Source organism: Geodermatophilus sp. SYSU D00766, from assembly GCF_054049915.1.
This window is the reverse complement of record NZ_JBJGYI010000060.1, coordinates 1-14,863: the sequence shown is the minus strand read 5'-3', so window position 1 is coordinate 14,863 and position 14,863 is coordinate 1. Positions and strand designations below refer to the sequence as shown.

The following is a 14,863-nucleotide window of genomic DNA, read 5'->3' as shown; positions in this document are numbered from 1 at the left end:
GGTCGCGGGCATTGGGTGAGCGAGACCCAGGCTCACCCCCCGCCCCCGGCCCCCGCCCCCCGCCCCGCGCACCGCCGGCCGCCGGCGCCGCCCCCGCAGGAGACCGGGGACGACGGCGACGAGGACCCCGGCGACGGGAACGGCAACGGCCGGGGCCACGGGAACGGCAAGGACAAGGACAAGGACTGAGGGCCGGGGAAAGCCCGGGCATGGATCGGGCTCACCCGGTGTTGACCCGGAGTTGCCCCGCGGCCGACCGCGGCGGCCGCCGACCTCCGCACGACCGACCCGAGGACCCCTCCTGCCCGAGACCGCTCCCCCGCCGTCCACCGTCCGCCGCCGCGCGCGTCGCCCCGTCGCCGAGCGTCCCGCCGCGGACCAGGCCGTCGACCGCGCCGACCGCGCCGCCGCCCGGGACGCCGACCGCGAGGCCGCCCGCGCCGAGCGGCGCGCCCAGCAGCTGTGGGTGGAGGGCGCCGCGCCGGAACTGCCCGTCCGCACCACCCCGCCGCAGCGGGTCGTGTTCCACCTCGGCCCCACCAACTCCGGGAAGACGTACGAGTCGCTGCAGGCGCTGGCCGCCACCGGCTCGGGCGTCTACGCCGCGCCGCTGCGCCAGCTCGCCCACGAGGCCTACGCCAAGCTCGCCGCGGTGCTGCCCGAGGGCACCGTCGGCCTGTCCACCGGCGAGGAGGAGATCGACCCCGCCGCGCCGATCGTCTGCTGCACGGTGGAGAAGGCGCCCATGGGCGGCGAGCTGCTCGTCCTCGACGAGTCGCACTGGGTCGCCGACCCCGACCGCGGGCACCACTGGGCGCGGCTGCTGCTGACCGGCGAGTACCGCGAGATGCACCTGATCGCGGCGGCCGAGGCCCACCCGCTGCTGGCACCGCTGGTCGACGACGCCGGCGACGTCGAGGTCGTCCACCACCAGCGACTGTCCCGGCTCGACGTGCTGCGGGCGCCGATCCGCACCACCGGCGTCCGCCCGCAGACCCTCGTCGTGGCGTTCTCCCGCAAGACCGTCTACGCCGTCGCCGCCGAGCTCGACCGGCACCGGCCGGGGCGGGTCGGCGTCCTCTACGGCGCGCTGCCCCCGGCCACCCGGCGGGAGGTCATCGACCGGTTCGTCACCGGCGAGCTCGACGTCCTGGTCACCACCGACGTCATCGGGCACGGCATCAACGTCCCGGCCACCACCGTGCTGTTCGCCGAGACGACGAAGTTCGACGGCGTCGAACTTCGGCCGCTGCGCACCTGGGAGACCGCGCAGATCGCCGGGCGGGCCGGCCGCTACGGCCTGACCGGGCACGGCACCGTCGGCGTCCTGACCGGCGTGCCGAAGCTGCGACCCTCGGCGGCGCTGGTGGTCGTCGGCGCGGAGGTCGCCCGCGGCGACCGGGCCAGCGACCTGCCCGAGCGCCGGCCGCGGCTGCGCCCCGAGCTCGAGGACCTCGGTGCGATCGAGGCCGTCGACCTGCCCGAGGCGCTGGTGCGCTGGCAGGCCTGGGCCCGCGCCGCCACCCGCGACCAGGCCATGACCCCCGACGACGTCGGCCCGCTCGTCCTGCGGGTGCAGGCGCTGCTGCCGCTGCTGCGCGGCCCGCTCGGCGCCGCCGGTGACCTGCACACCGTCTGGCGGCTGGTGAACCTGCCCATCGACTACAGCCCGCCGCGGCGCACCCGCTGGCTGGTGCTGGCCCGCGCCGCGCTGCGGCACGCGGTCGGCCTGCCGGTCCGCCCCGAGCTGGTGCTGCCCGACGTCCCGGTCGACGGCGGGGTCGAGGACTTCGAGCAGGCCGCCGCGGCCGCCCGGGACGCCCAGACGCTGCTGCGGCAGTTCCCCGGCGTGGCCGGCCTGGACAGCGACGACGCCGCGTGGGTCGAGGAGGAGTGCGCCGAGGCGATCAGCGAGCTGCTGCCCGACGCCATCGCGGTCAGCCGGTCCAGCGCCTGCGTCGAGTGCGGCACCGCCATCGCGCCGTGGTTCTCCACCTGTAGGCCGTGCAGCGCACCCCGCGGACGGGCCCGCGACGGCCACCCCCGCGCCGGCGGCCGGGACACCCGGCACGACGGACGGCGAGGCCCTCGCCCGGGCTCCCGGCAGGGCCGCCGTCCCACCCGCAGCGGCCGGGGCTGACCCGGTCCCCCTCCCGAGGCCTGAGCGCGCCCGGCGCGCTCAGGCCTCCGGGGGTTCGCCCGGGGACAGCAGGCGGTCGTAGACCAGGGCCGCGAGGACGCCGCCGACGACGGGCGCCAGCAGGTAGATCCACAGCGACGACAGCTGCCCGGCCAGCACGTTCGGCCCGAAGGCGCGCGCGGGGTTCACCGCCCCGCCGGTGAGCGGCCCGGCGGCGAAGACCGCGGCGGCCAGCGCGAAGCCCACGGCCACCGGCGCGATCGAGGACTCGGCGCGGTCGTCGGTGGCGACCGAGACGACGACCAGCACCAGCACGAAGGTCACCAGCGCCTCGGCCAGGAACGCCTGCCCCGACGAGACCCCCTCCTGTGGCGTCGTGGCGCCGAGCACCGCCTCGCTGCGGGCGGCTGCGCCGTAGACCGCCCACGTGGCCGCCGCACCGGCGAGGCCACCGGCGAGCTGCGCGGCGACGTAGGCGCCGGCCGCCCGCCACGGGAAGCGTCCCGTCACCGCCAGGCCGAGGGTCACGGCGGGGTTGAGGTGGCACCCCGAGACGTGCCCGAGGGCCGCGGCGAGCGCGGTGAGGGTCAGGCCGAAGGCGAGCACCACGCCCAGCAGCTCGTAGAGGCTGCTGCCGGTGGCGGGCCCGGCCACCACCACGCTGGTGCCGACGAACACCAGGATCGCCGTCCCGACGAACTCGGTGAGAGCCGTGCGCCCCACCCTCGGCCCGATCCTGCTGCCGTAGAGACCGGTGGCCACGGCACCTCGGTCGGTCCTGCTCGATGCCATCGCGCGATCCCCGTCCCCCGCGGCACGCCCTGCGCCGCCTCCCGGCGCGCGGTAGCCGGACGATCACGCGGGCAAACGGACGACCGCGTCTCGCAGGTCAGCGCGCGGGGTCACCGGCGTCGACCGGCTCGCCGGGCCGCTCCCGCTGCACCGGCGTCCCGACGACGCCGTGCAGGTGGCAGGCGGCCGCGTGCCCGGGCGCGGACCCGACCGGCTGCAGCGCGGGGTCGATGTCGGGGCAGGGCTCGAAGACGTCGGGGCAGCGGGTGCGGAAGCGGCAGCCGCTGGGCACCCGCGACGGCGAGGGGACGTCGCCGCGCAGCACGATCCGCCGCCGCGAGCGCTCGAGCTGCGGGTGCGGCAGCGGCACTGCCGACAGGAGCGCCCGGGTGTAGGGCATCTGCGGTTCGGCGGCGACGGCGGCCGCGGGCCCGACCTCGACCACCCGGCCCAGGTACATGACCGCGATCCGGTCGGACACGTGTCGCACCGCCGACAGGTCGTGGGAGATGAACAGCAGCGTGAGCCCCAGCTGCCGCTGCAGCCGGCGCAGCAGGTTGAGCACCTGGGCCTGCACGCTGACGTCGAGGGACGCGATCGCCTCGTCGCACACCAGGAAGTCCGGTTCCCCCGCGAGCGCCCGGGCGATGCCGACCCGCTGCCGCTGACCGCCGGAGAACTCGTGCGGGTACCGGGCGGCGACGCCCGGGTCGAGGCCGACGAGCTCCAGCAGCTCGCGCACCCGCGCGGCGCGCGCCTGCCGCCCGGGGTGCAGGCCGTGGACCTCCAGCGGCTCGCCCACCGTCTGCGCCACGGTGCGCCGCGGGTCGAGGGAGGCGAAGGGGTCCTGGAACACCATGCCGGCGCGGCGGCGCAGGTCGCGCAGCTGCGCCCGCGACATCGCGGTGACCTCGGCGCCGTCGAAGGTGACCGTGCCGCCGGTGGGCCGGACCAGCCGCAGCAACGCGTTGCCGAGCGTGGACTTGCCGCAGCCGGACTCCCCCACCAGCCCCAGCGTCTCGCCGCGGTACACGTCGAGGTCGACGCCGTCGACGGCGCGCAGCAGGCCGGTGCTGCGGCGCAGCAGCCCTCCGGAGCGGATCGGGAAGTGCACCTCCAGCCCGCGCGCGGAGACCAGCACCTGCCGCTCGGCCGACGTCACGACGCGCTCCCCTCCGCGCACCAGGTGGCCGCCCGGTGCGGCAGCCCGCGGCCGCCGGGACCGACGAGGGCCAGCGGCGGCTGCTCGGTCTCGCAGCGGGCGTCGCCCCGCACCGGGCACCGCGGCCAGAACACGCACCCGGCCGGCAGGTCCGTGGGCGGCGGCGGGGTGCCGGCGATCGTGGCCAGGTCGCCGCCGTCGTCGGCGGCGAGGTCGGGCAGCGCGCCGAGCAGGCCGCGGGTGTAGGGGTGCGCCGGCCGCTCGAGGACGTCGTCGACCGTGCCGTCCTCGACGCAGCGCCCGCCGTACATGACCAGCACCCGGTCGGCGGTGCCGGCGACGACGCCGAGGTCGTGGGTGATCCAGACGACGCCGGTGCCGTGCTCGGTCTGCAGCCGCTCGACCAGGTCGAGGATCTGCGCCTGCACGGTGACGTCGAGGGCGGTGGTGGCCTCGTCTGCGATGAGCAGCGACGGGGAGTTGGCCAGCGCGATCGCGATGACCACCCGCTGCCGCATGCCGCCGGAGAGCTCGTGGGGGAACCGGTCCACCGCCCGGCCGGGGTCGGGCAGGCCCACCTCGCCGAGCAGCTCCACCGCCCGCGCCCGCGCCGCGGCCCGGGACACCCGGCCGTGCGCCCGCAGCCCCTCGCCGAGCTGGCGGCCCACGGTCAGCACCGGGTTGAGCGAGGTCATCGGGTCCTGGAAGACCATGCCGACGCCGGGGCCGCGGACCTGCCGCAGCCGCTCGGGGGACATGGTCAGCAGGTCCTCGCCGTGCAGCAGCGCGCGACCGCTCACCGTCGCCGTCCGCGGGGGCAGCAGGCCCAGCAGCGCCAGCACCGAGACGCTCTTGCCGCTGCCGGACTCCCCCACGACGGCGACGGTCTCGCCGGGGCCGACCGAGTACCCCAGCCCGTTGACCACGTGCGCCGTCCCCCGCGGGGTGCGCAGCCGCACCCGCAGGTCCTCGACCTCCAGGACCGGGTCGACGGTGGGTTCGGGCAGGGCGCTCACCGGCCGCCCCCGGCCATCAGCGTGCGCTGGCGGGGGTCGAGGACGTCGCGCAGGCCGTCGCCGAGCAGGTTGAAGCACAGCACCGTGACCACGATCGCCAGGCCGGGGAAGACGGTGTACCACCAGGCCTGCTCGATGAAGCCGCGGCCGTCGGCGAGCATCAGCCCCCACGACGGCTCGGGCCGGCGCGGGCCCAGGCCGAGGAAGGACAGCGCCGCCTCGGCCAGCACGGCGAAGGCCAGGCTGATCGAGGTCTGCACGATGATCGGCGGGGCGGCGTTGGGCAGCACGTGCCGGGTGACCAGCCGCCAGTCCGAGGCACCCACCGACCGCGAGGCCCGCACGTAGACCTCCTCGCGCACGCCGAGCACGCTGGCGCGGGTGACGCGGGCGAAGATCGGCACGTAGACGATGCCGATGGCCAGGATCGCGTTGGCCGGCCCGGCACCGCGGATGGCCACGATGGCGATGGCCAGCAGCACCGCGGGGAAGGCGAACAGCACGTCCATCAGCCGCATGAGCGTGTCGTCGACCCACCGGCCGTAGAAGCCGGCCAGCAGGCCGATGAGGGTGCCCACGACGAGGGCGAAGGCGACGGAGAGGAAGCCCACCCGCAGCGACGTCGCCGCGCCCAGGATCACCCGGCTGAACACGTCGCGGCCGAACTCGTCGGTGCCGAACGGGTGCGCCCAGCTCGGCGGCTGCAGCTGCCGGCTCGGGTCCTGGTCGTTGGGCCCGTCGGGCGCCAGCGTCTCGTCGAAGACCGCGACCAGCACGATCAGCAGCAGCACGACGGCGGAGACGGCGGCGGTCGGGTTGCGCGCGAGCAGGCCGAGGGTCTCCCGCCAGCGCGGCCGCGGCGGGGCCGCCGCGGGGATCGGCTCGGACGGCGGGGGCTGGGCGGGGGTGGCGCCCGGCGTGGGGAGCTGGGTCATGAGCGGGAGATCCTCGGGTCGATCCGGCCGTAGAGCAGGTCCACCAGCAGGTTGATCACCAGGAACACCAGGGCGAACAGCAGCACCGCGCCCTGCAGGACCGGGAAGTCGCGGTCGCGCACGGCCTGGTAGGCCAGCTGCCCGAGCCCCGGCCAGGAGAAGACGATCTCCACCACGACGACGCCGGACAGCAGGTAGGCCAGCTGCACGCCGGTGACGGTGACCAGCGGCAGCAGCGCGTTGCGCAGCACGTGCCAGGTGAGCACCTGGCGGGTGGGCACGCCCTTGGCCTGGGCGGTGCGGACGTGGTCGGCGCCCAGCGCCTCGAGCGTGCTCGACCGGACGAACCGGGTGAGCACCGAGCCGGAGACCACCCCGGTGGCGATCGCGGGGAGGACCAGGCGCTGCAGCCAGCCCAGCGGGTCCTCGGTGAGCGGGACGTAGCCGCCCGAGGGCAGCCAGCCCAGCGTCCCGGCGAAGACCAGGATGAGCACGATCGACAGCCAGAAGTCCGGCACCGAGATGCCGATCTGGCTGACGACGGTGGCCAGCCGGTCGACGAGCGAGCGCGGGTGCAGCGCCGACAGCATCCCCAGCGGCAGCGCGATGACCAGCGCCACCAGCAGCGCGGCGAAGGCCAGCGTCAGCGTCGCGGGCAGCCGCTCGGCGATCAGCGCCGTCACCGTCTCCCCGCTGCGGAAGCTCACCCCCAGGTCGCCGGTCACCGCCCGGCCGGCCCAGGTGAGGTACTGCTCGACCAGGGGGAGGTCCAGGCCGCTGCGCTCCCGCAGGGCGTCGTAGGTCTCCTGGGAGTACCGGGTGCCCAGCGCCAGCCGGATGGGGTCGCCGCGCACCATGTGGATGAGGGAGAAGACCAGGACGCTGACGCCGGCCAGGACCACCAGGGCCTGGCCGGCGCGCCGGAGCAGGTACCCGGTCAGGGCAGCTCCACCGTCTCGAAGTTGATCGCCGCGTCGGCCCGCACCTGGTAGCCGGTCAGCCCGGCCGCCCAGGCCTGCACCTCGTCGGGGTTGTAGAGGTACAGGTAGCTGACGTCGTCGACGATGATCCGCGCGGCCTGGTCGTAGAGGTCCTTGCGGATGGCCTGGTCGGGCTCGGTGGCCGCCTGGGTCAGCAGGGTGTCGACCTGCGGGTTGTTGTAGCCCTGGTAGTTGCTGCCGCCGGTGGACAGGTGCTGGTTCTCGTAGAAGTCCGCCGGGTCGATGTTGCCGATCCAGCTGAGCAGGAAGGCGTCGAAGTCCCCCTGCGACTGGCGGTCGAGCCAGGTGGCCAGGTCCTCCTCCTGGATCTCCACCTCGACGCCGATGGGCTGCAGCTGGCTGGCGATCACCTGCGCGGCGGCCACCGTCTCGGGGATCTCGTCGGTGACCATCAGGCCCATCGTCAGCGGCGTCTGCACGCCGGCCTGCGCGAGCAGCTGCCGGGCGGCCTCCTGGTCCGGGGTGAACGGCGCGTAGTCCAGGTACCAGGGGCTGCCCTGGGGGATGGCGGTCTCGTTGGGCTGCGCGGCGCCGAAGCGGGCGGCCTGGGTGACCTCCTCGCGGTCGACGGCGGTGGCGATCGCCCGGCGCACGTCCCGGTTGTCGAACGGCGGGACCCGGTAGTTCATCGACAGGTAGTAGTACTCGACGCTGGTCACCGAGCCGATCTCGACGGCGTCGTCGTCCTGCAGGGACTCGATGTTCTGCGGCGGGACGTTGTCGGTCCACTGCACCTCGCCGTTGCTGAGCGCGGTGAGCGCCGCGCTGGGCTCGGTGATGTAGCGGAACTCGACGCCGTCGACGGTGGGCGCGCCGCCCCAGTGGTCGGCGAAGGCGGTGAGCACGGTGGCGTTGGCGTCGGAGCTCTCGAGCTCGAAGGGGCCGGTGCCGTTGGCCTCGGTCTGCAGGTCGAGGTCCTCGGCGGCGTTCTCCGGGAGGATCGCCATGCCCTTGAACGAGCCGATGAGCTCGAGCAGGTTGGGCGTGGGCCGGGTCAGCGTGAGGACGACGGTCCGCGGGTCGGGGGCGGTGACGTCGGCGACGGTGGCGAAGCGGTAGGCGTTGGCCAGCTCCTCGTCGATGATCCGCCGGTAGCTGTAGACGACGTCGGCGGAGTCGAACTCGCTGCCGTCGTGGAACGTGACGCCGTCGCGGAGGGTGAACGTCCAGCTGAGCCCGTCGGGGCTGGTGGTCCACGACTCGGCCAGGCTCGGCTGCATGGTGAGGTCCTCGGCGTCCGGCACGACGAGGGTGTCGTAGACGTTCTCCAGCACCTGGAAGCTCGCGTAGGCGTTGGTGGCGTGCGGGTCGAACTGGTCGGGCTGGGCGCTGACCGCGGCGACCAGCACGTTCTCCCCGCCGCCGCCCCCGCCGGTGTCGACGCTCTCCCCTCCCCCGCAGGCGGAGAGGACCAGGGCCGCGGCCGCGGCGAGGGGCAGGAACCGGTTCGTACGCACGCGGACCTCCGGGGGTCGGGGCGGTGTCGTCCGCCTCCGACCCTGGCCCTGTCGCTCCGGCCGTGCCAAACGAGAACCCGATCGTTACGTTCCGTCGACCTCCCGGGCGGGGAGTCCCCGTGCCGTGCGCACGCTGCTCGCCGGAGGCCGGCTGCTCGACGCCGGCGGGGCCACCGAGGACGGGTGGGTGCTGCTCGACGGCGACACGATCACGGCCACCGGCACGGGGCCGCCCCCGCCGGCCGAGCAGACCGTCGACCTGCCCGGCGCGGAGCTGACCCCGGGGTTCGTCGACCTGCACGCGCACGGGGGCGGCGGGTCCTCCTTCGACGACGGCCCCGACGCGATCCGGCGGGGCCTGGCCGCGCACCGGGCCGCGGGCACCACCCGGTCGGTGGTCAGCCTCGTCGCCGCGCCGGTCGAGGAGCTGGCGGCGTCGCTGGCCGGCATCGCCGACCTCGCCGAGGAGGACCCGACCGTCCTCGGCGCCCACCTGGAGGGGCCCTTCCTGGCACCGGCCCGCTGCGGCGCCCACGACCCCGCCACCTGCGGGTCCCCACCGCCGGCGACGTCGCCCGGCTGCTGGCCGCCGCCCGGGGCACGCTGCGGCAGGTCACCATCGCGCCGGAGCTGCCCGGGGCGCTGGAGGCGGTGCGCGCGTTCACGGCCGCGGGCGTCGTCGTCGCCGTGGGGCACACCGAGGCCGACGCCGCGCTGACGGCGGCCGCGTTCGACGCCGGCGCCCGGCTGCTCACCCACGCGCTCAACGCCATGCCCGGCCTGCACCACCGCGAGCCCGGCCCGGTCGGCGCGGCGCTGGCCGACCCCCGGGTCACCCTCGAGCTGGTGCTCGACGGGGTGCACGTGCACCCCGTCGTCGCGCGGCTGCTCGTGGCCGGCGCGCCGGGGCGGGTCGCGCTGGTCACCGACGCGACGGCCGCCGCCGGGGGTGCCGACGGCGGGTACCGCCTCGGCGGACGGGCGGTCACCGTGCGCGCCGGCCGGGCGGTGCTCACCGGGACCGGCACGCTCGCCGGGTCCACGCTCACCCAGGACGCCGCACTGCGCGCCGCCCTCGCCGCCGGCGTCGACCCGGTCACCGCCGTCACCGCGCTCACCGCGACGCCCGCCCGTGTGCTGGGCCTGGGTCCCCGGCTCGGCCGGCTGGCCCCCGGGTGCGCGGCCGACGTCGTCGCGCTGGGACCGGACCGGTCCGTCACCGCCGTCTGGGCGTCCGGCTAGCGGCTCCGCTGAGCGGGACCGGCGGGCTCACTCGGCCGGGGGCAGGCCGCCGTTGACCGTCACCGCGTCGACGGCGCCGTGCCCGACCTCCCAGCGGTCGAGCAGCTGCTGGTAGACGCCGTCGTCGACGAGCCGCTGCAGCGCCCGGGTCAGCGTGTCGCGCAGCTCGGGCCGGTCGGTGGCGACGGCGATGCCGTAGAGCCCCGGCTCGTACTGCGTGTCGGAGACCAGCTGGAAGCTGCTCTGCGTCCGCGGGTCGGTGGTCACGAACACCGCCGGCGGGTAGTCGGCGACGACGGCGTCGGCGCGGCCGGTGCGCAGCTCGAGCAGGGCGTCGTCGTTGGTGGGCAGCTCGTGGACGTCGATGCGCCCGGCGCACGAGGACTGCGCGCGCTCGAGCAGCCCGACCTGCACCGTCCCGGCCTCGACGGCGACGCTGCGCCCGCACAGCCCGGCCAGGTCGTGGATGCCGTGCGGGTTGCCCCGCGTGACGACGATCGAGGACCCGGCGCGGAAGTAGTTGACGAAGTCGGCCTGCTGCTCGCGCTCGGCGGTGTCGGTGACCGCGCTCATGACCAGGTCGAAACGGTCCTCGGCGAGGTCGTCGAGCAGGGTGTCGAACGAGGAGGCCTCGAACCGCACCTCCACGCCGAGCAGGTCGCCGAGCGCGGCGCCGAGGTCGGGCTCGAAGCCGACGATCGTGCGCCCGTCGGGGCCGAACGACGACGCCGGCGGGTAGGACGGGTCGTTGGCCACGGTGAGGACGCCGCTGTCGCGGACCTCCTCGGGCAGCGCGGCGTGCAGCCGCTGGTCCACGCTCACCGCCGGTGCGGCGTCGGGGTCGGGTGCGGCCGGGTCCGCCGCGGCGCCGCAGCCGGCGGCGAGCAGGACGGCGGCGAGGACGGCGGTGCCGGTGAGGGCACGGTGGGTGCGGGTCACGCGAGGACCTCCACGGAGGGCGCGGACACCGCTGCGGCCGCGCGGGAGAGCTCCGGCCACGGACGCGGCCGGGAGAACAACCAGCCCTGGGCGCGGTCGCAGCCGACCGCCCGCAGCCAGGCCGCGACGGCGGGCGTCTCCACGCCCTCCGCGCAGACCGACAGCCCCAGGCCGTGCGCGAGCTCGACGAGGGACCGCACGACGGCGGCGTCCTCGGCCGAGACGTCCACGCCGGTGACGAAGGCGCGGTCGACCTTCACCTCGGTCAGCGCCAGCGAGCGCAGGTGCGACAGGCTGGCGAAGCCGACGCCGAAGTCGTCGAGCGCGGCGCCGAAGCCGTGCGCGGCCAGCTCGGCCAGGCACGCCGAGGCGGTGGCGAGGTCGGCCGGCAGCGCGGTCTCGGTCACCTCGAGGTGCAGCCGCGCCGGCGGCACCCCGGCCTCGGCGGCGAGCCGGGCGACGGTGGCGGCGAACCCGGGCGTCTCGAGGTTGCGCACCGAGACGTTGACCGACACCGTCCACTCCTCGCCCACGGCGCTCCAGGCGGCGCAGTCGGCCAGCGCCTGCCGCAGCACCCACTCGGTGAGCGCGCCCATGACGCCGGACTGCTCCAGGGCCGGCAGGAAGTCACCGGGACCGAGCAGCCCGCGGACCGGGTGCTGCCAGCGCAGCAGCGCCTCGACGCCGACGGTGCGCCCGGAGGCCAGGTCCACCTGCGGCTGGTAGTGCAGCCGCAGGTCGCCGTCGGCCAGGGCGCGGCGGACGTCGTGCTGCAGGGCCGGCGAGTGCGGCGAGGGGGCGGTGGCGCGGGGGTCGAAGACGACGACCCCGGTCGCGCCGCGCTTGCCCTGGTACATGGCGGCGTCGGCGCAGGTCAGCAGCGTCTCGACGTCGGTGGCGTCGGCCGGGTGCATGGCGATGCCGCAGCTGGCCTCGACGGTGAGCGGCACGTCCTCGACGACGGTCTCGACCGACAGCGCGTCGCTCACCCGCTGCACCAGCTCGCGGGCGTCGGCGGCGCAGTCCATGCCGGGCAGCAACAGGCCGAACTCGTCGCCGCCGAGGCGGGCCACGGTGTCCCCCGAGCGCACGGTGGCGGTCAGCCGGCGGCCGACCTCGACCAGCAGCTGGTCCCCGGCGTGGTGGCCGAGGGTGTCGTTGACCTCCTTGAACCGGTCGAGGTCGACGAGGACGACGGCGCCGGGCGTGCCGCGGCCGATCTCGGCGGCGACCCGGCGGGCGAACAGCTCGCGGTTGGCCAGCCCGGTCAGTGGGTCGTGCAGGGCGTCGTGCTCGGCCTGCGCGGCCTGGCGGCGCAGCCGGCGCGTGGTCGACCAGGAGATCCCGGCGAGCACGACGTAGAGCGCGGCGAGGCCGGCGCCCAGGCGCCAGTAGGTGCGGGTGGTGGCCGCCTCGACCTGCGCGGCGACGGTGTCGTAGGGCAGCAGCAGCTCCAGGACGCCGACCGAGCGGCCGGAGGAGTCGGCCACGATCGGCTGCAGCACGCGGATCATCCGCCCGACGGCCATGCCCTCGCCGTCGAGCAGGGCGACGTCGGTGCCGCCGGTCGCGGCCGTGGCGAAGGCGGTGCTGCCGGCCGGGACGACGCCCTCGCCGGCGGGGTAGTCGGGCAGCGCGGTCTCCGGGCCCGTGGCGCCGTCGTCGGCGAAGACCACCGCGCCGGAGAAGTCGCGCAGCCGCAGCCGCAGGATCGAGCCGCGGAAGACGGCCAGGTCGGTGGCCGTCTGCAGCCGCAGCAGCTCCGCGCCGCTCACGCCGGCGGCGAGGTCCCGCCCGCGCAGGGCCGGGGCGATGGCCATCTCCTCGACGACGGCGGCCTGGGCGTGGCCGTACTCGAGCGCGCGGTCGACGGCGTCCTGCCGGATGCCCGCCGCGAGCCCGGCACCCAGCAGGACGACGGGCACCAGGCTGGCCGCGGCGTAGGCGGCGAACAGCCGGGTGCCGACCGCCTGGGCGACTCGGGACCGGATCACGGAGACCTGATCGGCCGGAACCCGCCGCGGGTCCACCCCCGCTCACCCGTCGGGGTGGGGAGCGTCCGGACCGGGCCTCGCCCGGGCGGGAGGATGGTCGGTCGTGAGCACCCTCGCCGCGGCCACCGAGACCCTGCACGTGCCGGCCGCCGTCGACCTCGCGGCGATCGTGGTCGGCGCGCTGACCGGCGGGCTGCTCGCCGCGCGCGAGGGGTTCGCCGTCTCCGGCGTGCTGCTGCTGGCCGTGAGCGGCGGCCTGGGCGGCGGCCTCATCCGCGACGTGCTGCTCGCCCAGGGCCCGCCGGTGGCGCTGACGAACCGCAGTTACCTGCCCGCCGTGGCGATCACCGCGATGGTCACCTTCTACTTCTCCGGCTGGCTGTCCCGGCTCACCGCGCTGCTGGTGGTGCTCGACGCGCTCACCCTCGGCCTGTTCACCGTGATCGGCGCCCAGAAGGCCCAGCTCGCCGGGCTGCCCAGCGCCTCGGTGGTCTTCATCGGGACGCTGACCGCCGTCGGCGGGGCGGTGATCCGCGACGTGCTGCTCGCCCAGCGCGCCGACATCGTGCAGCCCGGCCCCTACAACGCCGTCGCCGCGCTCCTCGGCGCCGCGGCGCTGACCGTGCTCGCCGGCCCGCTCGGGCTGGACCCGATCCCCGTCGCGCTGGTGGTCATCGCCCTGGTCTCCGGGCTGCGGGTGCTGTCGGTGTGGCGCGGGTGGGAGGCGCCGGTCGCCGTCGACCTGCCCGGCCGCGCCCGCACCCGGCTCGCCCGCAGCGGCCGCACCCGCCACCGGCGCGGACGGGGCTGACGGGCGGGGTCGCCCCCTCCCGGGGCAGGATCGGGCGGTGACCGGACCCTCGCGCGAGCACGACGTCGTCCTCTTCGGTGCCACCGGGTACGTCGGCCGGCTGGTCGCCGGCTACTTGGCCGAGACCGCGCCGCCCGACCTGCGGGTGGCGCTGGCCGGCCGGTCCCGCGAGCGGCTGGCCGCGGTCGCCGCCGAACTGCCCGCCGCCGGCCGCGACTGGCCGCTGCTGGAGGCCGACAGCGCCGACCCCGCCTCGATGACCCGGCTGGCCGAGAGCACCCGGGTGCTGGTCACCACGGTCGGCCCCTACCAGCGCCACGGGCTGCCGGTGGTCGAGGCCTGCGCCCGGGCCGGCACGCACTACGCCGACCTCACCGGCGAGGTGGCGTTCGTCCGCCGCGCGATCGACCGCTGCGACGCCGTCGCCCGGGAGACCGGCGCCCGCCTGGTGCACGCGGCCGGCTACGACTCCATCCCCTCCGACCTGGCGGTGTTCCTCCTGGCCGAGCGGGCCCGCGAGGACGGCGCCGGCGGGCTCACCGACGTCCGTCTCGTGGCCAGCCTGCGCGGCGGGTTCAGCGGCGGCACCGTCGACTCGGTGCGCGGGATGATCGAGGACGCCGCCCGCGACAAGGCGGTGCGCCGGCTGCTCGCCGACCCCTACTCGCTGTCCCCCGACCGCGCCGCCGAGCCCGCCACCCGCCAGCCCCCGGACGCGGCCCCGCCCGCGCTCGCCGCCGACGGCCGCTGGACCGCGCCGTTCGTCATGGCGTCGTTCAACACCCGGATCGTGCGGCGCAGCAACGCGCTGCAGGAGTGGGCCTACGGCCGTGGTCTGCGCTACGGGGAGTCGATGAGCGCCGGCCGCGGCCTCACCGGGGCGGTCACCGCCGCGGGGATCACCACCGGCCTGGCCGCCGCCGTGGGCGCGCTGGCCTTCCCGCCCACGCGCCTGCTGGTCGACCGGCTGCTGCCCGCCCCGGGCACCGGCCCGTCGGAGTCGGTGCGGGAGAAGGGCTGGTTCCGCATGGTCGTCGACGCCGACACCGAGGGCGGCCGGCACTACCGCGCCACCGTGTCGGGGAAGGGCGACCCGGGCTACGCGGCGACGTCGGTCATGCTCGGGCAGGTCGCGCTCGGCCTGGCCCTCGACGGCGACCGGCTGCCCGACCGGGCCGGGTCGCTCACTCCCGCGACCGCGCTCGGCGGCGTGCTGGTCGAGCGGCTGCGCGCGGCCGGGCACACCTACGAGGTCACCGCTCTCTGACGTGAACCGAACCCGGGGGGGGGGGGGGGGGGGTGGGGGGGGGGGGGGGGGGGGGGGGGGGGGGGGGGGGGGGGGGGGGGGGGGGGGGGGGGGGGGGGGGGCGCGGG

At 76.5% G+C, this 14,863-nt stretch carries 14 protein-coding genes; 6 read left to right on the top strand and 8 right to left on the bottom strand.

Annotated features, from left to right (window positions below; all coding sequences use genetic code 11):
* Together ACI8AD_RS23850 and ACI8AD_RS23845 are read left to right on the top strand one after the other, a co-directional pair.
* Positions 1 to 189: hypothetical protein (locus tag ACI8AD_RS23850; RefSeq protein ID WP_456873014.1), on the top strand; the 189-nt coding region annotated here is incomplete at its 5' end.
* A 52-nt stretch (positions 190 to 241) separates the two neighbouring features.
* Complete coding sequence (locus tag ACI8AD_RS23845) at positions 242 to 2,140, top strand: helicase-related protein (RefSeq protein WP_456873013.1); 1,899 nt, start codon at positions 242 to 244, stop codon at positions 2,138 to 2,140.
* Positions 2,141 to 2,179: 39 nt separating this feature from the next.
* Here ACI8AD_RS23845 and ACI8AD_RS23840 read toward each other — a convergent pair whose 3' ends face one another.
* The 6 genes from ACI8AD_RS23840 to ACI8AD_RS23815 form a co-directional block, all read right to left on the bottom strand.
* Positions 2,180 to 2,863, bottom strand: coding sequence for an MIP/aquaporin family protein (locus tag ACI8AD_RS23840; RefSeq protein ID WP_456873012.1), 684 nt, complete (start codon positions 2,861 to 2,863; stop codon positions 2,180 to 2,182).
* 166 nt (positions 2,864 to 3,029) lie between these two features.
* Complete coding sequence (locus ACI8AD_RS23835; RefSeq protein ID WP_456873011.1) at positions 3,030 to 4,094, bottom strand: ABC transporter ATP-binding protein; 1,065 nt, start codon at positions 4,092 to 4,094, stop codon at positions 3,030 to 3,032.
* Positions 4,091 to 5,110 carry an ABC transporter ATP-binding protein gene (locus ACI8AD_RS23830; protein ID WP_456873010.1) on the bottom strand — a complete coding sequence of 340 codons (1,020 nt, stop codon included), beginning with the start codon at positions 5,108 to 5,110 and terminating at the stop codon, positions 4,091 to 4,093. Before ACI8AD_RS23830 ends, ACI8AD_RS23835 begins: the two co-directional genes overlap by 4 nt.
* On the bottom strand, positions 5,107 to 6,045 hold the full coding sequence (locus ACI8AD_RS23825) for an ABC transporter permease (protein ID WP_456873009.1): 939 nt from the start codon (positions 6,043 to 6,045) through the stop codon (positions 5,107 to 5,109). Before ACI8AD_RS23825 ends, ACI8AD_RS23830 begins: the two co-directional genes overlap by 4 nt.
* Positions 6,042 to 6,974, bottom strand: coding sequence for an ABC transporter permease (locus ACI8AD_RS23820; protein WP_456873015.1), 933 nt, complete (start codon positions 6,972 to 6,974; stop codon positions 6,042 to 6,044). The genes ACI8AD_RS23825 and ACI8AD_RS23820 overlap by 4 nt, the downstream gene beginning before the upstream one ends.
* Before the next feature lie 8 nt (positions 6,975 to 6,982).
* Positions 6,983 to 8,503, bottom strand: coding sequence for an ABC transporter substrate-binding protein (locus ACI8AD_RS23815; RefSeq protein WP_456873008.1), 1,521 nt, complete (start codon positions 8,501 to 8,503; stop codon positions 6,983 to 6,985).
* 124 nt (positions 8,504 to 8,627) lie between these two features.
* On the opposite strand from ACI8AD_RS23815, the gene ACI8AD_RS23810 reads away from it, so the two are divergent.
* Both ACI8AD_RS23810 and ACI8AD_RS23805 read left to right on the top strand, forming a co-directional pair.
* Positions 8,628 to 9,221, top strand: coding sequence for a hypothetical protein (locus ACI8AD_RS23810; RefSeq protein ID WP_456873007.1), 594 nt, complete (start codon positions 8,628 to 8,630; stop codon positions 9,219 to 9,221).
* A complete protein-coding gene (locus tag ACI8AD_RS23805) occupies positions 9,155 to 9,745 on the top strand; it encodes an amidohydrolase family protein (RefSeq protein ID WP_456873006.1) in 591 nt (196 codons plus the stop codon). Before ACI8AD_RS23810 ends, ACI8AD_RS23805 begins: the two co-directional genes overlap by 67 nt.
* Positions 9,746 to 9,772: 27 nt before the next feature.
* Here the strand turns inward: ACI8AD_RS23805 and ACI8AD_RS23800 are convergent, their stop codons facing one another.
* Both ACI8AD_RS23800 and ACI8AD_RS23795 read right to left on the bottom strand, forming a co-directional pair.
* The gene (locus tag ACI8AD_RS23800; RefSeq protein WP_456873005.1) at positions 9,773 to 10,684 is read right to left on the bottom strand and encodes an ABC transporter substrate-binding protein; all 912 of its coding nucleotides are present in this window, start codon (positions 10,682 to 10,684) and stop codon (positions 9,773 to 9,775) included.
* On the bottom strand, positions 10,681 to 12,678 hold the full coding sequence (locus ACI8AD_RS23795) for a putative bifunctional diguanylate cyclase/phosphodiesterase (RefSeq protein ID WP_456873004.1): 1,998 nt from the start codon (positions 12,676 to 12,678) through the stop codon (positions 10,681 to 10,683). The genes ACI8AD_RS23800 and ACI8AD_RS23795 overlap by 4 nt, the downstream gene beginning before the upstream one ends.
* Before the next feature lie 103 nt (positions 12,679 to 12,781).
* Here ACI8AD_RS23795 and ACI8AD_RS23790 point away from each other — a divergent pair, with 103 nt between their 5' ends.
* Together ACI8AD_RS23790 and ACI8AD_RS23785 are read left to right on the top strand one after the other, a co-directional pair.
* Positions 12,782 to 13,489 (top strand): trimeric intracellular cation channel family protein, encoded by a 708-nt coding sequence (locus ACI8AD_RS23790; protein ID WP_456873003.1) that lies wholly within the window; start codon positions 12,782 to 12,784, stop codon positions 13,487 to 13,489.
* Positions 13,490 to 13,526: 37 nt separating this feature from the next.
* Positions 13,527 to 14,756 carry a saccharopine dehydrogenase family protein gene (locus ACI8AD_RS23785; protein WP_456873002.1) on the top strand — a complete coding sequence of 410 codons (1,230 nt, stop codon included), beginning with the start codon at positions 13,527 to 13,529 and terminating at the stop codon, positions 14,754 to 14,756.
* Positions 14,757 to 14,863: the final 107 nt, after the last annotated feature.

Coding starts and splice junctions, on each gene's coding strand:
- ACI8AD_RS23825 (WP_456873009.1), bottom strand. CDS start 6,045: ATGACCCAGCTCCCCACGCCGGGCGCCACCCCCGCCCAGCCCCCGCCG.